The organism is Corynebacterium tuberculostearicum, assembly GCF_013408445.1.
Classification (GTDB): domain Bacteria; phylum Actinomycetota; class Actinomycetes; order Mycobacteriales; family Mycobacteriaceae; genus Corynebacterium; species Corynebacterium tuberculostearicum.
Map to the genome: position 1 here is coordinate 1,719,063 of NZ_JACBZL010000001.1, position 17,773 is coordinate 1,736,835.

At 55.3% G+C, this 17,773-nt stretch carries 17 protein-coding genes and 3 rRNA genes; 15 read left to right on the forward strand and 5 right to left on the reverse strand.

Annotated elements, in window-relative coordinates; translation table 11 throughout:
- Window positions 1-3: 3 nt before the first annotated feature.
- Window positions 4-204: a heavy-metal-associated domain-containing protein gene (locus BJ985_RS07975; protein ID WP_005325954.1), complete on the reverse strand. Its 201-nt coding sequence runs from the start codon at window positions 202-204 to the stop codon at window positions 4-6.
- Window positions 205-321: 117 nt separating this feature from the next.
- Here BJ985_RS07975 and trxA point away from each other — a divergent pair, with 117 nt between their 5' ends.
- Together trxA and BJ985_RS07985 are read left to right on the forward strand one after the other, a co-directional pair.
- A complete protein-coding gene (gene trxA, locus BJ985_RS07980; protein ID WP_005325956.1) occupies window positions 322-690 on the forward strand; it encodes a thioredoxin in 369 nt (122 codons plus the stop codon).
- Between the two features lie 83 nt (window positions 691-773).
- Complete coding sequence (locus BJ985_RS07985) at window positions 774-1,511, forward strand: PspA/IM30 family protein (protein ID WP_049359222.1); 738 nt, start codon at window positions 774-776, stop codon at window positions 1,509-1,511.
- Here BJ985_RS07985 and BJ985_RS07990 read toward each other — a convergent pair.
- Complete coding sequence (locus BJ985_RS07990; RefSeq protein WP_049359225.1) at window positions 1,508-2,605, reverse strand: NYN domain-containing protein; 1,098 nt, start codon at window positions 2,603-2,605, stop codon at window positions 1,508-1,510. The genes BJ985_RS07985 and BJ985_RS07990 overlap by 4 nt on opposite strands.
- A gap of 203 nt (window positions 2,606-2,808) precedes the next feature.
- Between BJ985_RS07990 and BJ985_RS07995 the strand changes: the two genes are divergently transcribed.
- The 6 genes from BJ985_RS07995 (at window position 2,809) to rrf (ending at window position 10,827) form a co-directional block, all read left to right on the forward strand.
- The gene (locus BJ985_RS07995; RefSeq protein ID WP_005327000.1) at window positions 2,809-3,183 is read left to right on the forward strand and encodes a GntR family transcriptional regulator; all 375 of its coding nucleotides are present in this window, start codon (window positions 2,809-2,811) and stop codon (window positions 3,181-3,183) included.
- Entirely contained in the window at window positions 3,180-3,983 is an 804-nt protein-coding gene (locus BJ985_RS08000; RefSeq protein WP_179387145.1) for an AAA family ATPase, read from the forward strand. Before BJ985_RS07995 ends, BJ985_RS08000 begins: the two co-directional genes overlap by 4 nt.
- The gene (locus BJ985_RS08005; RefSeq protein ID WP_179387146.1) at window positions 3,980-4,951 is read left to right on the forward strand and encodes a beta-carotene 15,15'-monooxygenase; all 972 of its coding nucleotides are present in this window, start codon (window positions 3,980-3,982) and stop codon (window positions 4,949-4,951) included. The genes BJ985_RS08000 and BJ985_RS08005 overlap by 4 nt, the downstream gene beginning before the upstream one ends.
- A gap of 585 nt (window positions 4,952-5,536) precedes the next feature.
- A 16S ribosomal RNA gene (locus tag BJ985_RS08010) occupies window positions 5,537-7,054 on the forward strand.
- 450 nt (window positions 7,055-7,504) lie between these two features.
- A 23S ribosomal RNA gene (locus tag BJ985_RS08015) occupies window positions 7,505-10,574 on the forward strand.
- 135 nt (window positions 10,575-10,709) lie between these two features.
- A 5S ribosomal RNA gene (gene rrf / locus BJ985_RS08020) occupies window positions 10,710-10,827 on the forward strand.
- The 16S, 23S and 5S rRNA genes sit together here, the layout of an rRNA operon.
- Before the next feature lie 344 nt (window positions 10,828-11,171).
- Here the strand turns inward: rrf and BJ985_RS08025 are convergent.
- Window positions 11,172-12,182 carry a pseudouridine synthase gene (locus tag BJ985_RS08025; protein WP_373366769.1) on the reverse strand — a complete coding sequence of 337 codons (1,011 nt, stop codon included), beginning with the start codon at window positions 12,180-12,182 and terminating at the stop codon, window positions 11,172-11,174.
- Between BJ985_RS08025 and BJ985_RS08030 the strand changes: the two genes are divergently transcribed.
- The 4 genes from BJ985_RS08030 to BJ985_RS08045 all read left to right on the forward strand — a co-directional run bounded on the left by BJ985_RS08030 (window position 12,163) and on the right by BJ985_RS08045 (window position 14,302).
- On the forward strand, window positions 12,163-12,306 hold the full coding sequence (locus BJ985_RS08030) for a hypothetical protein (protein ID WP_005325337.1): 144 nt from the start codon (window positions 12,163-12,165) through the stop codon (window positions 12,304-12,306). The genes BJ985_RS08025 and BJ985_RS08030 overlap by 20 nt on opposite strands.
- Window positions 12,307-12,347: 41 nt before the next feature.
- Entirely contained in the window at window positions 12,348-13,247 is a 900-nt protein-coding gene (locus BJ985_RS08035; RefSeq protein WP_179387148.1) for a universal stress protein, read from the forward strand.
- Between the two features lie 119 nt (window positions 13,248-13,366).
- On the forward strand, window positions 13,367-13,615 hold the full coding sequence (locus BJ985_RS08040; protein ID WP_179387149.1) for a GlsB/YeaQ/YmgE family stress response membrane protein: 249 nt from the start codon (window positions 13,367-13,369) through the stop codon (window positions 13,613-13,615).
- Window positions 13,616-13,693: 78 nt separating this feature from the next.
- Window positions 13,694-14,302: a TetR/AcrR family transcriptional regulator gene (locus tag BJ985_RS08045; protein ID WP_179387150.1), complete on the forward strand. Its 609-nt coding sequence runs from the start codon at window positions 13,694-13,696 to the stop codon at window positions 14,300-14,302.
- On the opposite strand, the gene yidC is transcribed toward BJ985_RS08045, so the two are convergent.
- Window positions 14,259-15,203 carry a membrane protein insertase YidC gene (gene yidC / locus BJ985_RS08050; RefSeq protein WP_005325343.1) on the reverse strand — a complete coding sequence of 315 codons (945 nt, stop codon included), beginning with the start codon at window positions 15,201-15,203 and terminating at the stop codon, window positions 14,259-14,261. The two genes, BJ985_RS08045 and yidC, sit on opposite strands and share 44 nt — an antisense overlap.
- 33 nt (window positions 15,204-15,236) lie before the next feature.
- Between yidC and BJ985_RS08055 the strand changes: the two genes are divergently transcribed.
- Window positions 15,237-15,899 carry a class E sortase gene (locus BJ985_RS08055; RefSeq protein WP_005327018.1) on the forward strand — a complete coding sequence of 221 codons (663 nt, stop codon included), beginning with the start codon at window positions 15,237-15,239 and terminating at the stop codon, window positions 15,897-15,899.
- Window positions 15,899-16,051: a hypothetical protein gene (locus tag BJ985_RS08060; protein WP_049377502.1), complete on the forward strand. Its 153-nt coding sequence runs from the start codon at window positions 15,899-15,901 to the stop codon at window positions 16,049-16,051. The genes BJ985_RS08055 and BJ985_RS08060 overlap by 1 nt, the downstream gene beginning before the upstream one ends.
- Here BJ985_RS08060 and BJ985_RS08065 read toward each other — a convergent pair.
- Window positions 16,048-16,584: a DUF2020 domain-containing protein gene (locus BJ985_RS08065; RefSeq protein ID WP_179387151.1), complete on the reverse strand. Its 537-nt coding sequence runs from the start codon at window positions 16,582-16,584 to the stop codon at window positions 16,048-16,050. The genes BJ985_RS08060 and BJ985_RS08065 overlap by 4 nt on opposite strands.
- Here BJ985_RS08065 and BJ985_RS08070 point away from each other — a divergent pair.
- Window positions 16,583-17,746, forward strand: coding sequence for a sensor histidine kinase (locus tag BJ985_RS08070; protein WP_179387152.1), 1,164 nt, complete (start codon window positions 16,583-16,585; stop codon window positions 17,744-17,746). The genes BJ985_RS08065 and BJ985_RS08070 overlap by 2 nt on opposite strands.
- Window positions 17,747-17,773: the final 27 nt, after the last annotated feature.

Genomic DNA, 17,773 nt, shown 5'->3' on the forward strand with positions numbered 1-17,773 from the left:
TGCCTACTTCAGCGTGTAGCCGGCCTCTGCCACGGCGGCCGCTACCTGTTCATCGGTGAAATCGGTGCCAGTAACCGTGACGGCGCCGGTGGTATGGTCCGCAGTGACCTCGCTAACGCCGGAAATTTCGCCGACCTCTTCCTTCACCGACATTTCGCAATGTCCGCAGGTCATGCCCTCTACGGTGTAGTTCTTGGTGCTCATAATGATCCTTTCTTAGAGTTGGTTTCTGGGCTCATTCTATACCCCCTAGGGGTATATTACAAGGATTTTTCATGTACGTTGGGGAATAAAGCAATCCGCAAAGGAGTTAGAACAACCATGGCTACTATCGATGTCACCGAAGAAAACTTTGAAGAAACCGTTACCGGCGAGGGCATTACGCTCGTAGACGCCTGGGCCGATTGGTGCGGCCCCTGCAAGCGCTTTGCGCCGGTTTTTGAAAAGGCCTCCGAAGAGCACACGGATGCTACCTTTGCCAAGCTCGATACCGAGGCCAACCAGGGCCTCGCATCCGCGCTGGAGATTCAGTCCATTCCTACGCTGATGATCTTCCGCGATGGCATCCTGGTCTTCCGCGAGGCTGGCGCGCTGCCACCTGCAGCATTGGAAGACCTGCTGAAGCAGGTCAAGGAACTCGATATGGCGGAGGTTCGCCGCCAGGTAGAAGAGCAGAACGCGCAGGGTTAATCCCCGCTAGCTTCCTGGGCGCTTTCTGGTGAGTATCGCTAAACTCGCTAGAAAGCGTCTTTTTATGTCCAAAGGAGAAGATAATGGCTAACCCCTTCAGCAAGGGCTGGAAGTACATGATGAGTTCCTTCGATCAGAAGATTGATGAGAACGCTGATCCAAAGGTGCAGATCCAGCAGGCCGTCCAAGCTGCGAAGGAGCAGCACCAGCAGATTTCTGATCACGCTGCAGAAATCATTGGCCATAAATCCCAGCTGGAGATGCAGATGAACCGCCTGGTTAAGTCTCAGCAGGACTACCAGTCTCAAACCCAGCGTGCATTGGAGCTGGCGGATTCTGCGGAGGATCCGCAAAAGGCCTCCGAGTATAACCAGGCTGCGGAAGTGGTTGCCTCCCAGCTGGTGGCGGTGGAGCAGGAGCTGGAAGACGTTAAGCAGCAGTACGCCGCCGCAGAACAGGCTGCCGCGCAGGCCAAGAGCCAGCAACAGCAGTCTGAGGCGCGCTTGAAGGAACAGCTGGCCCAGGTTAGCCAGCTGGAGGCCCAGGCGGACCAGGCGGCTATGCAAGAAAAGAACGCCCAGGCTATTGATTCCATGAATCAGCTCAACCCGGACGATTCCGTTCCTACTCTTGATTCTGTGCGCGCCAAGATTGAAAAGCGCTACGCCGATGCCCTTGGCGCGCAAGAATTGCAGCACGCCACCGGCGGCGATCGCATTAATGAGATCCAAGCCGCCGGCAATGATATGAAGGCGTCTGCGCGCCTCGATGCCATCCGGGCGGATCTTAAAAAGAAGAAAGAACTCGAATCTGGCGATTAATTCTGCCGGCGAACGTTAATCAGAACCCCACGAATCCCTGAGTGGAATCCATCGCGCAGGTTCACGCGCTGGGTTTCGGTCAGGGTGTATTCGTGCAGGGTCTCGCAGGCAAACTGCAATAGTGGGCGGTCGATCTCCGGGGGAAGCCCGCCGCCTGAAAGTAGATGTGCCTGATCGCGCTGCTCGGTGCTAGCAGCGTTATCGAACCACCATGAGGCGTATTGCTGGCCCACGTCGAATGGGGATTGGAACCCAGCCGAGCTCCATACTTCTTCCGGCAGCGGCACATACTTGGAGCGCAGCTTGCGGCGCGGCGCCATCATGGATGGCTTGGGCGCCGGCTTCTCCGCGGGAGAGTCCTCCTCGGCGGGGGAATCCTCTGCAGCATCCACCTTGGGCGGAGCCGGCTTGGGCGTCGGGGCCGGGGTGGGCTTTTCTGTGGCGCCGAAGGCTGCCTCCACCTCTGAGGGCTCGCCGCATTCATCCGGTTCGGGCATTTCCTCGCCCTCTTTATGTGCATTTTCGCGCACCACTGGAGGAAGCGGGCCTTCTAGGACCTGCAATTCCATAGCGTCTGCGAAGTCCTCGCGAGGGTCCAAGATGGTGGTGGAATCGCAGGCATGGCGCAGTGCGGAGGACATGGAGTCCCAGCCGAATCCATAGAGGTGTACGCGGATGCCGTTATCTACGGCTGCTTGTGCGCCGGGAATCATGTCGGCATCGCCGCTGACGAGGACAAAGTCGGTGAATTGTCCCTTCATGGCGGCGATGACCATGTCCGCTACGAGGCGGGTATCTACGGCTTTTTGGGTGCGGCGCTCGCCCCATTCGATGAGCTGACCGGTGCGCAGCTGGACCCCTTCGCAGGTACGCAGTGCGCGCTGGTAGCGGTGCGGGCCGGTATCGGGAATGCCGTCATACCAGTATTGGCGCTGGATGGGGGTCCCAAGTTGGTTCTCAATCATCCCGCCCATGGTGCTGACCACCTCGGGCAGATCGATTTCTAGCTGTGCGCGGGCACCCGTTTCCCACGAGTTATAAAAGCTTGCGAGCAAGTAAGAGGTATCGACAAAGACGAGTGTGCGTTCAAGCATGGCTCCTAAGTTCCGTTCTAATTGTTCTAAATAAAATTCTTTGTGGTTTCCAGTGTGCCCCATTAGTCACAAAACGTCGATAAGCTTGGGCAAAATCCCAGCGCAGTGGCCGCAAAAAAGTTTTCTCTCTGGAAGTATTGCAGGGATGGGGTGTTGCCGATATGGTTAGTTACACAAGTAACTAACCAACGAACCGAGGGTCAATGGATAATTCCACGCAACCACTCTTCCGTCAGATTGCTTCTCTGGTGGAGGACGCCATCGTGGACGGAACCTTGGGCGAGGGGGATAGGGCCCCATCTACTAACGAGCTTGCTGATTTCCACAACATCAACCCGGCCACTGCCCGCAAGGGCATCAGCCTCCTGGTGGATATTGGGGTGCTGGATAAGCGCCGCGGCATCGGCATGTTCGTGGCAGAAGGCGCCCTGAAAACGATCCGTGAGCGCCGCCGCGCCGATTTCGCGGCGGAATATATGGCACCGCTTGTCGACGAAGCCGTTCGCCTGGGTTACAACCGCGCCCAACTCCACGACCTATTTGATCGCGTTGCAGAAAGCCGAGGAATGTACTCATGATTACAACACGAGATTTCACCTTTGCCGATGGCCTCACACATGGCTTAGTTGGCCCCAATGGCATTGGCAAAACCACGCTCCTGCGCAAAATTGCCGGACAAATCCAATCTGGCGGCATTACGGTCTTCGGAGAAGAGCCCTTTGACAAGCAATCGGTTCTCAACCGAGTCATTTTGATGGGGATTGATAACCCGCTGCCGGATTCCTGGGGCATCGGAAAGCTGGGCGTCATTGGTAAGGCGCGCTGGCCGCGTTGGGATGAGGAGCGTTTCAATGAGCTGTTGGTTCGCTTCGACGTACCGGCCAAGGCCTACTCTTCCTTGTCCCGCGGGCAAAAGTCTGCGGTGGGATTCATCTTTGCCGTAGCTTCCGGCTGCGAGGTCATGCTTCTCGACGAACCCTATCTCGGCCTCGACACACAGCGCCGCGAGCTTTTCTATCAGGTCCTTCGTGAGGAACACGGCCGTACCATCGTCATCTCCACCCATCACCTCAATGAGGTAGCGGGTCTTCTCGACACCGTCGCTCTTATGGGGGACAGCCCGATTTCAGGCCCCATTGATGACTTCATCGAGGGAATTCTTGAGCTCACGGGCCCATCTGAGGCTCTCAACGCAGCGGTCGAAGAGCTCGACCTCCGCGTACTCAGTAGGGAAACCACAGGCTTGGGGGACCGCGTGCTTATCGACGCCCGTTCCGCTTCCACTGATCCCATTTTCCGCATTGCCCAGGCCCACGGCCTGCGTGTCAATGAGGTCTCTTTGGAGCGTGCGGTACTGGCATTGGAGGAGAAAGCATGAAACTACTGTGGTACCTAGGAGATTGGTGGCTCTGGACCTTTTTCCTGTTCGCATTATTGGTCATGCCAGTCATGGCAGAGGGAACGTGGAGCGCGCTCCCCGTAATCGCTTCCTTGGGGCTCGTGCTCTCCCTAAAGCCTGATTTTCAGAAATATCAACTAGTGGGCCTGGGTTCGAGAATCTGGAACGAACATCGTCGCATTCTCGTCGCACTATTCGCACTAGCGGCAGCTATTGGCGCCCTCACCGTGCAGTTGTGGTGGGCATTGCCCATATATGCCGTCGCAGCGGCGTGGGCCATGTACCGCAAAGTTGTGCCTCAACGGACCGGGTACACCACCACCGGCACCCAACCCTCAAGCGGCTTCGGATGGTTCCCCCGCACCTTGGCTGGGCAAGCGATATACCACCCACAAGCCAAAGCATGGTGTGGGGCTTGCTTGGCGCAGATGATCGGCTTAGTTCTCCACCAGTATAGGGACGCGGCTTCAGTGCTCGAATTCCTCGGCACCTTCATCTGGGTACTGACTTTTCTGCTACTCGCGGCGGTTTCAGGCAGCTTAAGAAAATCCCTCCGCGAATACACGGTTATGGGAGGAAGTCGTAGAAATTGGGCCCGGCATACTGCAGTGCTCGGGCTGATACCGGTCTTCGCGGCCATCAGTATCAGCGCCGCACTGACGAATGACAGTGAACTCGTTACGGCCATCGCATTGCTTAGCGCCACCTGCGCCCCGGTTTTGGTCACTCTGGAATTTCTGGGAAAGAAGAACTGGCACCTATTCATTCTCTATGCGGCACTCATAGTCGGGACAGTCGTCGTAAGCGTCCAAGCCCCGGTCTCCGCAATTGCCAATCTTTTCTTGGCGGTGGCCTTTTATGCAGTATGGGCATTGGCCCTCCCCACCTACATTCGCCGAGCGAATATCCACGGTGGCGGAATCAGCGGGTGGTTGGGCGTAACTTAAAGCCCTCAAAATGATAACTGGCCTGGGGATTTGTGTTTGTTTAAGTCGCTGTGTAACTTAATACGAGTCAGCGCGACCGACAGCGCCCCACAGGAACAAAAAAGTTCCTGGCTGAAGCGGCGATAGGAAAACAGGCCCTGACAAAACAAAATTCTTTTTGCTCACGACGAGCTACATGCGAAAGTGTGTGGTTGTTGTGTGGTGATGATGTTTGAGAACTCAATAGTGTGCCAATGTACTTTTTATTTTTTGTGTGCATGGTTGTGTGTTGATTGGTTTGTCTGCCAATGGGCCTTTAGGTGGTTTGTTGGTTGGTGTGTGCCGGTTGGGTATGTGGAACACGTACCTTTTTGAATGCTGTTTGGTGTTTCGGCTGCATTGAGATGGATTGGTTGGCATGTGATTGTGTTCAACTTTTTTGGTTTCCTTATTTTTGCCCCGTCGGGTTGAGGGAACTTATTTTTTCTTTGTAGTAATTTTTTGGACGCCAGCATGAGCTGCATTGTTGTGTGGTTTGTGGTGGTTTGTTCTTTTGTTGGGTTTCGGGCTTTTCACGGCCTGTTTCGGATTTGTTCTGAAATTTTTTTTGTGGAGAGTTTGATCCTGGCTCAGGACGAACGCTGGCGGCGTGCTTAACACATGCAAGTCGAACGGAAAGGCCCTGCTTGCAGGGTACTCGAGTGGCGAACGGGTGAGTAACACGTGGGTGATCTGCCCTGCACTTCGGGATAAGCCTGGGAAACTGGGTCTAATACCGGATAGGAGCCATTTTTAGTGTGATGGTTGGAAAGTTTTTTCGGTGTAGGATGAGCTCGCGGCCTATCAGCTTGTTGGTGGGGTAATGGCCTACCAAGGCGGCGACGGGTAGCCGGCCTGAGAGGGTGGACGGCCACATTGGGACTGAGATACGGCCCAGACTCCTACGGGAGGCAGCAGTGGGGAATATTGCACAATGGGCGCAAGCCTGATGCAGCGACGCCGCGTGGGGGATGACGGCCTTCGGGTTGTAAACTCCTTTCGCTAGGGACGAAGCTTTTTGTGACGGTACCTAGATAAGAAGCACCGGCTAACTACGTGCCAGCAGCCGCGGTAATACGTAGGGTGCGAGCGTTGTCCGGAATTACTGGGCGTAAAGGGCTCGTAGGTGGTTTGTCGCGTCGTCTGTGAAATTCCGGGGCTTAACTCCGGGCGTGCAGGCGATACGGGCATAACTTGAGTACTGTAGGGGTAACTGGAATTCCTGGTGTAGCGGTGAAATGCGCAGATATCAGGAGGAACACCGATGGCGAAGGCAGGTTACTGGGCAGTTACTGACGCTGAGGAGCGAAAGCATGGGTAGCGAACAGGATTAGATACCCTGGTAGTCCATGCCGTAAACGGTGGGCGCTAGGTGTGAGGGTCTTTTCACGACTTTCGTGCCGTAGCTAACGCATTAAGCGCCCCGCCTGGGGAGTACGGCCGCAAGGCTAAAACTCAAAGGAATTGACGGGGGCCCGCACAAGCGGCGGAGCATGTGGATTAATTCGATGCAACGCGAAGAACCTTACCTGGGCTTGACATACACCGGATCGGGCTAGAGATAGTCTTTCCCTTTGTGGCTGGTGTACAGGTGGTGCATGGTTGTCGTCAGCTCGTGTCGTGAGATGTTGGGTTAAGTCCCGCAACGAGCGCAACCCTTGTCTTATGTTGCCAGCATTTGGTTGGGGACTCATGAGAGACTGCCGGGGTCAACTCGGAGGAAGGTGGGGATGACGTCAAATCATCATGCCCCTTATGTCCAGGGCTTCACACATGCTACAATGGTCGGTACAACGCGCAGCGACACTGTGAGGTGGAGCGAATCGCTGAAAGCCGGCCTTAGTTCGGATTGGGGTCTGCAACTCGACCCCATGAAGTCGGAGTCGCTAGTAATCGCAGATCAGCAATGCTGCGGTGAATACGTTCCCGGGCCTTGTACACACCGCCCGTCACGTCATGAAAGTTGGTAACACCCGAAGCCGGTGGCCCAAACTTGTTAGGGAGCCGTCGAAGGTGGGATCGGCGATTGGGACGAAGTCGTAACAAGGTACCCGTACCGGAAGGTGCGGGTGGATCACCTCCTTTCTAAGGAGCTTTTATTTTTCGGGTGCAGTTGCACCCTTGGTTGGTTGAGTATGCGAGTGTCATGCTGCCGGCCTTTTATTATTGAAAATTGTCCGGGTGAAACACACACCGATGAGGCAAAACCAAGTGTTTGAATGGCGCTTTGTGACACACGTTGTCCATGCACAGTTGAACAAGAAATAATGTTGTTTGTATGTTGGTGCATTGTTGGGTGTCTGGGGCATTATCCCCTTTTTTGTGCCTGACCATAAGGCTTGTTGACACGGTTCGTGTTGGCAGGGTGTGGTTGGGGTGTTGTGTGAGAACTGTATAGTGGACGCGAGCATTAAACACAGATGAATGGGCCGTGTGGTTTGTTTGTGTGTGTTTGTGTGATTTCTTTTTTCTTTAATCAATTTTTTGTCAAGTTCACTTGTGTGGCCACCCGCATGTTTGTGTGTGGTGGTTTGTGTGTTCGTTATTAAGGGCGCATGGTGGATGCCTTGGCATGCTGAGCCGATGAAGGACGTGAAAGGCTGCGTTAAGCCTCGGGGAGTTGTCAATTGAGCGTTGATCCGAGGATGTCCGAATGGGGAAACCTGGCCCTGGTTATGTGGGGTTACCCTTCAGTGAATTCATAGCTGTTGTGGGGGTTTACGCGGGGAAGTGAAACATCTCAGTACCCGTAGGAGGAGAAAATAATAATGATTCTGCTAGTAGTGGCGAACGAACGTGGATGAGGCTAAACCGTGTGCATGTGATACCTGGTAGGGGTTGTGTGTGCGGTGTTGTGGGCCCCAATTGACGGTGACTACCATCATCGTGCTCGTGTGTTGTTGTTAGGTGAAGTGGTTTGGAATGGCCTGCCGGAGAAGGTGAGAGTCCTGTAGTTGAAGACAATGGCATGTGGGTTGTTGGGTTGCCCGAGTAGCAGCGGGCTCGTGGAATCTGCTGTGAATCTGCCGGGACCACCCGGTAAGCCTAAATACTCAGTGTGACCGATAGTGTATGAGTACCGTGAGGGAATGGTGAAAAGTACCCCGGGAGGGGAGTGAAATAGTTCCTGAAACCATGTGCTTACAATCCGTCAGAGCACCGTGTGTGTGTGTGATGGCGTGCCTTTTGAAGAATGAGCCTGCGAGTCAGCGGCATGTCGCGAGGTTAACCCGTGTGGGGTAGCCGTAGGGAAACCGAATCCTAATGGGGTGCAAAGTGGCATGTCCTGGACCCGAAGCGGGGTGATCTACCCATGGCCAGTGTGAAGCAGCTGTAAGAGGTTGTGGAGGCGCGAACCCACGTAGGTTGAAAACTGCGGGGATGAGCTGTGGGTAGGGGTGAAAGGCCAATCAAACTCCGTGATAGCTGGTTCTCCCCGAAATGCATTTAGGTGCAGCGTCGTATTATAGCTTGGTGGAGGTAGAGCGACTGGTTGGTTGAGCGGGACTACAATCTTAGCAATGTCAGCCAAACTCCGAATGCCACTAATTGTGTTGTACGGCAGTGAGACTGTGGGGGATAAGCTTCATAGTCGAGAGGGAAACAGCCCAGATCGCCGGTTAAGGCCCCTAAGGGTGTACTAAGTGGAAAAGGATGTGGGATCGCGAAGACAGCCAGGAGGTTGGCTTAGAAGCAGCCATCCTTGAAAGAGTGCGTAATAGCTCACTGGTCGAGTGGTTCTGCGCCGACAATGTAGTGGGGCTCAAGTACACCGCCGAAGCCGCGGCAAACATTTTTTGTTTGGGTAGGGGAGCGTCGTGCATGGGTTGAAGCGTTACCGTAAGGAGGCGTGGACTGTGTGCGAGTGAGAATGCAGGCATGAGTAACGAATTGATAGGTGAGAATCCTATCCGCCGGATGACTAAGGGTTCCTGGGTCAAGTTCGTCTTCCCAGGGTGAGTCGGGACCTAAGGCGAGGCCGACAGGCGTAGTCGATGGATAACCAGTTGATATTCTGGTACCCGTACATGCGCGCCCATGATAAAGCACTGATACTAACCACCGCGGATGCACTGCTAGTCTTCTTTGAAGATTGGTGGTGTTGATGTCGTGGGGCCTGATGTGTGGTTCAAGTGATGGGGTGACGCAGTGAGGTAGCCACGCCACTTATTGGATTGGTGGTGTAAGCGTGCAGATCGTGTGGTAGGTAAATCCGCCACACATTTGGTTGAGACGTGATGCGTAGACCCACAAGGGTTGATGGTGGTGATCCTGTACTGTCGAGAAAAGCCTCTAGCGATGTGTGTGTATGGCCCGTACCCTAAACCGACACAGGTAGTCAGGTTGAAAATACTAAGGCGTTCGGGTGAACTGTGGTTAAGGAATTCGGCAAAATGCCCCCGTAACTTCGGGAGAAGGGGGGCCTCACGACGTGAAGGTCTTTACGGCTGGAAGCGTTGTGGGGTCGCAGAGAATAGAGGGAAGCGACTGTTTATCAAAAACACAGGTCCATGCGAAGACGTTAAGTTGATGTATATGGACTGACGCCTGCCCGGTGCTGGAAGGTTAAGAGGACCGGTTAGTCAACTTTGTTGGCGAAGCTGAGAATTTAAGCCCCAGTAAACGGCGGTGGTAACTATAACCATCCTAAGGTAGCGAAATTCCTTGTCGGGTAAGTTCCGACCTGCACGAATGGCGTAACGACTTCTCTGCTGTCTCAACCACAGGCCCGGTGAAATTGCACTACGAGTAAAGATGCTCGTTACGCGCGGCAGGACGAAAAGACCCCGGGACCTTCACTATAGCTTGGTATTGGTGTTTGGTTCGGTTTGTGTAGGATAGGTGGGAGACTTGGAAGCTATCACGCTAGTGGTGGTGGAGTCGTTGTTGAAATACCACTCTGATCGGATTGAGCATCTAACCTTGGCCCATGATCTGGGTTGGGGACAGTGCCTGGTGGGTAGTTTAACTGGGGCGGTTGCCTCCCAAAATGTAACGGAGGCGCCCAAAGGTTCCCTCAGCCTGGTTGGCAATCAGGTGGTGAGTGTAAGTGCACAAGGGAGCTTGACTGTGAGACAGACATGTCGAGCAGGGACGAAAGTCGGGACTAGTGATCCGGCACCTACTTGTGGATGTGGTGTCGCTCAACGGATAAAAGGTACCCCGGGGATAACAGGCTGATCTTCCCCAAGAGTCCATATCGACGGGATGGTTTGGCACCTCGATGTCGGCTCGTCGCATCCTGGGGCTGGAGTAGGTCCCAAGGGTTGGGCTGTTCGCCCATTAAAGCGGCACGCGAGCTGGGTTCAGAACGTCGTGAGACAGTTCGGTCTCTATCCGCCGCGCGCGTTGAAACTTGAAGAAAGCTGTCCCTAGTACGAGAGGACCGGGACGGACGTACCTCTAGTGTGCCAGTTATCCCGCCAGGGGTATCGCTGGTTGGCTACGTACGGAAGGGATAACCGCTGAAAGCATCTAAGCGGGAAGCCTGTTTTAAGATGAGGTTTCGTTAAGGTCCCCTAAAGACGATAGGGTAGATAGGCCAGACCTGGAAGCACTGTAAGGTGTGAAGGCTACTGGTACTAATTGACCACAACAAACACCAACACACTACGTGTACTGGCAAAACAACAAGAGAAGAAGAAACAGTCACTGTCGTGACCGCGTCCACTATGCAGTATCTGACACAACACCCAGAGCAAAAGGGCACCCAAAAAGGGTATTTTTGCTTCGTATGTTTGTCGGTGGTCAATAGCTGCAGGGAAACGCCCGGTCCCATTCCGAACCCGGAAGCTAAGCCTGCACACGCTGATGGTACTGCAACCGGGAGGTTGTGGGAGAGTAAGTCACCGCCGACACCAAACAACACAACAACTCAATATTCAAAGGGAAGAGGACGGAACACCCACCGTCCTCTTCCCTTCTTTCACGTTTTACGGGAGCAAGCATCACATGACGGAACACGTAGCGAGCTGCACACCGCCACCATTCGTCGTAGCTGAAGTTTATCGGCATTAGGCGCCCCAGGAGAACACTTCAGGACGAGCGATTGAGAGTCTTTCCGCACCCAACTGTGTTTGTTGCTGGGGATCTACGGACTAGGAATGGCTCGGTGATTTTCCCTTATCTACTCGTAAAGGGCGCCGGCTTTGGCTATACTTTTTCGCCACGTGACAGTTTCATGGACTACACAGTGTGTCGGCTATGTTTGATCTATTAAGCGGTGCGTATAGAGAGGAAGGGCGGACTCGAACTCCCGGTACTTCCCGCTGAGGGGGTCAGTAAATTCGATGTGGGTTGCGGTGAGATGCATAGGGATCCGCATATCCTCAGCATCCTCGGGATAGATTTCTGGATAGACAGGATCACCCAGGATGGGTATTCCAGCCTGCCACATGTGGAGACGCAATTGATGGGTCTTGCCCGTGGTGGGTTTGAGTGTGTATTTGCCTAATTGTGGCAGTTCTCCGTGGATCTTTTCATACGGGGCGTTATCTATTAGTTCTACTGCAGTCAGAGTAGTAAATGCGTTGGGGGTGCCATCGCCTATGCGGCCTTGGATTTCGCCGGGGGTCTTGGTGAGGTGGGAGGCCCACTGGAGGGGCGCCGGAAAGCGGCGGTATTCGGCGATCGCCTGATAGGTCTTCTGTACCTTCTTTTCCGCAAACAGCGTTTGGTAGGCGCCGCGAACATCCCGGTGTTTGGTGAATAGCAAAATTCCGGAGGTAAGTCTGTCTAGGCGGTGCGCCGGTGCGAGCTCGTCGTTTCCTGTCATTCGTCGGAGCTGGACTGTAGCTGTCTGTACGATGTGGCGTGCGCGTGGCATGGTTGCCATAAACGGCGGCTTATCGGCGACGAGGATATGTTCATCCTCGAAGAGAATGGGGACGTCGTAAGGTACCGGTGTTTCGGGTGCCGGAATGCGGTAGAAAAAGACGTCCTCGTCGTTGCCTAATATTGAGTCCGGCCGAAGCCTGGTCTGATTGCGTAGGACAACCTCGCCAGAGTCGAAGCGCGCCTGGAGCGCCGAGGCGTCGTCGTCGGGGTGTCGATGGCGTTGTGCCGAAATTACTGCACTAAGAAAATCCCAGGCCGTTATGCCTGCCTCGGAAGTGCGCACGCGGGTTGGATTCAAGCCGTCTTTAATCGGCAAAGGCGTGAAACCTTTTCGGCGATGTATTAATGTTTTGTCCATGGATTTTAATTCTCTCATTGAACCGGTTGTTGCCTTTTTCTCTGAAGGTATTGGTGCCGTAATTCGCACCGTCCTGGAGTTTGTGTACACCGTTATGTTCCCGTCGAATTCCGAGGCTGCAACCGTCAACCCTCAAGCCTAATCCGTACTACAATTAAGGTATAACCACCGAAAGGACACATCATGGCTAAGGAAGACATTGTAGTCGTTGCCGTTGACGGTTCGGATGCATCGAAGAATGCAGTTCGTTGGGCCGCAAATACGGCTATGAAGCGCGGGATTCCACTGCGAATCGCATCTAGCTACACCATGCCACAGTTCCTGTACGCAGAAGGCATGGTTCCGCCTAAGGAGCTTTTCGACGACTTGCAGGCCGAGACCCTCGAGAAGATCGAGGAAGCTCGCGCCATCGCTCATGAGGTAGCCCCAGAGCTGAAGATTGGTCACACTGTGGCCGAGGGCTCCCCGATCGACATGCTGCTAGAAATGTCGCACGATGTCACCATGATCGTCATGGGCTCCCGCGGCATGGGTGGCCTGTCCGGCATGGTGATGGGTTCTGTCTCCGCTTCGGTTGTGTCCCACGCCTCTTGCCCGGTCGTCGTCGTTCGCGAGGATAATCATGTCACGGACTCCACCAAGTACGGCCCTGTCGTTGTTGGCGTGGATGGTTCTGAGGTTTCGCAGAAGGCCACGGCTTATGCGTTCCGTGAGGCACAGGCCCGCGGTGCTGCTTTGATCGCCGTGCATACTTGGATGGATATGCAGGTGCAGGCTTCCTTGGCGGGTCTGTCGGCCGCCCAGTCCGAGTGGGCTGATATTGAAAAGGAGCAGAGCGAGCTTCTGACTGAGAATCTGAAGGAGCCGCGTGAGGAATACCCAGAGGTTGAGGTAAAGAAGCTCATTACCCGTGACCGTCCAGTGAGCGCTTTGACCGAGGCTGCAGAAGGCGCGCAGCTTTTGGTTGTAGGTTCGCACGGTCGTGGCGGCTTTAAAGGTATGCTCTTGGGCTCGACCTCTCGCGCACTGTTGCAGTCCGCACCGTGCCCGATGATGGTTGTCCGTCCGGATGAGGAAAGCTAAAAGCTGCTGTTCATAGAGCGCTTCGCCCACAAGGGCGGAGCGCTCTTGTTGTGTGGGGCCGCCTTAGGTAGTGTGCGCTCGTGTACGCTAAGGTATGACCGCTAATTTAGGAGGATTGCATGAATTTGGGACTGGGGCTTTTTAGCTCGATTATCATCGGTATCATTGCCGGCTGGCTGGCAGAGAAGATTATGAAGCGCGACCACGGCCTGCTGACCAACCTTATTGTTGGTGTGCTGGGTGGCATCATCGGTGGCATGATTATCCACTTCCTGAACATTGAGGAAGGTGGATGGATCTTCTCCTTGATTGCCGCTACGGGTGGTGCTTGTATCCTGTTGTGGATCGTGGGGCTCATCAAGAAGTAGCCCGAATTTAATTCGCGTACAAACCGGTTTGTCTATAAAGTATAGATGAACCGGCTTTGTCGTTTTAGAGAGGAACCCATGGCAGAGAAGAAGTCGCGCCGTAATCGGCCCAGCCCGCGCAGCCGGCTGCTGGAATCGGCGACCAAGCTTTTTACCACCGAAGGCATTCGTGTCATCGGAATTGACCGCATCCTGCGCGAGGCGGATGTGGCTAAAGCTTCTTTGTACTCTTTATTTGGTTCCAAAGACGCGCTCGTTATCGCTTATGTAGAAGCTTTGGACGAGAAGTTCCGCCAAGATTGGGAACAGCGTACCGCGGAGATGTCGGATCCGGATCAAAAGATCCTGGCCTTTTTTGATAAGGCGATCGAAGAAGAACCCCAGCAGGAATTCCGCGGCTCCCACTTCTTGAATGCGGCCGGAGAGTATCCGCGCCCAGAAACCGAGGCGGAACACGGTATCGTGGCTGCCTGCGTTGAACACCGCAAATGGGTGCATTCCACCCTGACGGCCTTGCTAACCGAGCGCAATGGTTACCCATCGTCCTCGCAGGCGAGCCAGCTGTTGATTTTCTTGGATGGCGGCCGTGCGGGTGCTCGCCTCACCAAGGAGATTGGGCCGCTGCAGACGGCCCGCGACCTGGCTACTCAGATGCTTTCTGCTCCCCCTGCTGATTATTCGATTTAAGGTACTTTCGGGCCTCCATACGTAGCTGGCTGACCCGCTTCTTCTCCTCCTTGGAGAGGGCGGGTTCTTTTTCGCGCTTGCGCCAGCGGCGAATGCTTTCGCGGCGCATAGCGTGGACATCCTCAGTAAGCGGGTAGTCGCGGTGCAAAATGATCTCAAAGATAGCGGTTTGGATCAGCATGAAGAGATAGGCGCAGCCCCAGTAAAGAATGATGGCCACCGGGATAGGTCCGGTTTGGGCCAGGTGCCATAGGAAGAATGGGATCACCAGGAGCAAAAAGCCCATGAGAATGAAGACGCGGCGGTTGACCTTCTGATCAAATTGAGTGGTGCGGAAACTGCGCACGAGGGAAATGACGGAATTAGCCATGGTAAAGGCGATGGCGGCAATGAGGATGGGATTGATGAGGTCGCCGTGCTCGCGGGCGAAATCCGTCAGCGGAGCGCCGTAAAAGGTGGTTTCGCGGAAGGCCGAGACGTCGGAGGCATTCAACATGCCCACGGTGGTGGAGCCGCGCTCAATATTGGACATGCGCAGGAGCACTTGATAGAGGCCGATGAAGGCCGGAATCATGATGAGCGGGGGAACACAACCAGCTGCGGGGTTGTAGTTATAGCTCTTCATGAGGTTCTTTTCCTCTTGCATGAGCTCCGCCATTTCCTCGGTGGTGGTGGCGTTATTCATCTGCTTTTTGATGCGGTTATTCTCCGGGCGGATGAGTGCGCCGATGCGGGCGGAGCGTACGGATATCCAGTTCAAGGGAACAACGACGCCGCGCACGGTGATAACCAGCAGGATGATGGAAATCAGCCAGGCCGTAGATTCACCGACGAAGCTGCTGATGAGCCAGTGCCAGAATTTCATGATTCCGGAAACTGGGTACATGAAGACTTCGTACATGCTCAACCTTTCATGGGCAGTATGGTTTAAGGCATGACTAAAGTTCTAGGGGAACTCATGCTAACCATTGGCGTGGTTCTTTTACTCTTTGCATTCTATGAAGCCTATTGGACAAATGTAGAATCCGGCCAGCTGCAGGAGGAGGCGAGCGCCCACCTCGACGAGCAATGGCGCAATCCGCGGCAGAAGTTGGAGCCGGAGTTGGGTGAGGCGTTCGCGCAGCTTTATATTCCCACGTTCGGTTCTGACTACCGCTTCGCCATCATTGAGGGCACCAATGAAGATGATCTGCTGCGCGGCCCGGGGCGCTACCTGGATTCCCAGATGCCGGGAGAGATGGGCAATTTTGCGGTTGCGGGCCACCGCGTGGGCAAGGGAGCTCCCTTTAATGACTTGGGCAAGCTAGAGACCTGCGATGACATCGTGGTGGAGACGCAGAAGGAGCGAATTACCTATCGCGTATTGCCCATCGATGGCGAGCAGGCGGACTGTTTCAATGGAATTCCGCCGGAGTATTCGCACGTAGCTGGCCGGCATATTACGACGCCTGGCGACGTCTCGGTGACCAACCCCGTGCCAGAGTCGGACGCCGAACCGAGCCGCGAGATCTTGACCTTGACCACGTGTCACCCGCAGTTTTCCAACGCGGAGCGCATGATTGTGCACGCTATGGAAGTAGAAAAAGAGGAGAAATAATGTATCGCGCTTTGTGGAATCTCTTGCCGGGGCCCACACCGGTGAAGGTCATCTTGGCCATTGCTATTGCGGTGGGAGTCTTCTTCCTCCTAATGGAGGTTGTATTCCCGTGGCTGTCGCCGATGATGCCGTATAACGACGTCGCGGTTTAAAGTCCCAAGTTGGCGATCGCTTCGTGGGCGATCTGCTCCGACTTCACGGTTTGTTGCTGGTTGCTCCACACCAGCACCGCGTGCGTGTCCTTTTGCACCGCGTACACGGCATGCTCATTGACCACGCCCCGGCCGCCTTCCCAGCCGTCGAAGGAGGCGGGTTCGGTGGCGTCGATAGGCGCGGCCCAATCCACTGCGGCGCGGGCGTCATCGACCGTGGGCATATCGCGCACGATGACGGTGGCCTGTGGCTCGTCCTGGTAGGACCAAAAGACGCAGGCCGGGGTGGGAAAGCGCGTGTCGATGCCCTGCTTGGTCAGGCGCTGGCCGTTGGTTTCTTCGAGCCAGCCGGGGCCGATGTAGGGGCAATCGCTCCAGTCATTGACTTCCGCGGTTTGGGCGACATTAACTTCCGGTGCCTCCGAAGCCTCCGGAGTGACCGTAGTTGTTGGTGCAGGGGTGGGTGCGGATGAATTGCAGCCGGCGATCCCAAAGGTGGCTAGGGCGAGTAGGGGAAGTAGGCTTTTGCGCATGAGCCCCACAATAGACCGGGATACCGATGCGTTGCGCACCGGCATCCATATCCTGACTGCTGGCCTGCTGGTGGTAGGCATTTTTACCTCCGCGCGAATGCCGCTTTCGCAAGCGATCATCAACCTGTTGCTTTTGGTGGGCTTTGCGGCCGTGTATTTCGCTGGCTCGGTATACGGGGAATATTGGGCAAGGCCGGTGCGCTACCTGTGGCTGTGCATCCTCTCGGTGCTGTGGGTGGCGGATCTGTTCGTGGCCCCAGCGGCAATCTATTTGGTTTTCGCGATGTTCTTTTTGTACCTCACGGTGCTGGACATGGCGGCGGGCATCGCGTGCGTCATCGTTGCCTCGATCATCACCGTGGTGGTGCAGATTCCGCAGGGTCTGACCTTCGGCGGTGTCATGGGGCCGGCGGTCTCAGCGCTGGTGACGATAGCGATCACCTACGCCTTCCGGACGCTGTCGCGGATGAATAAAGAGTTGATTGAAACTCGCTCGCAGCTGGCAGCCACGGAGCGCGATGCCGGCATGGTGGCCGAGCGTCAGCGCATTGCGCACGAGATTCATGACACCCTTGCCCAGGGTCTGTCTTCCATTCAAATGCTCCTGCATTCGGCGGACCGGGATCTGGATAAGCAGGACGCGGACAAGGCGCGAGAGCGCATCGAGCTGGCCCGCAGGACGGCCGCGGATAATTTGCACGAGGCGCGCGCCATGATTGCTGCCCTGCAGCCGCCGACGCTCAATGAGGCATCCCTTGAGGCCGCGTTGACCCGTATGGCGGAAAATTTCGGCGCTACCGGAGATATCCACGTCGAGGTGGAATCCGAAGGAGAGGTACAGCAGCTGCCCATGAAGGTAGAGGCGGCGCTGCTGCGGATTGCGCAGGGCGCTGTGGGGAACGTCGTCAAGCATGCAGAGGCAAGCCGCGCCCGGATCACGGTGACCTATGAGGGCGATGAGGTGCGCCTGGATGTGGTGGACAACGGCAAGGGCTTTGATCCGGCCGCGGTGGAAAGTACCCCGGCTGGACTGGGGCATATTGGGCTGGCCGCAATTAGGCGCCGCGCACAAGAGCTAGGCGGGGAGGTCATTATTGAATCCGCGCCGGGGGAGGGCACTGCCGTGTCAGTTAGTATGCCCTTAGGCAACCGGGTAGATTAAACTTTTGGTTGACAATGACATCGATAG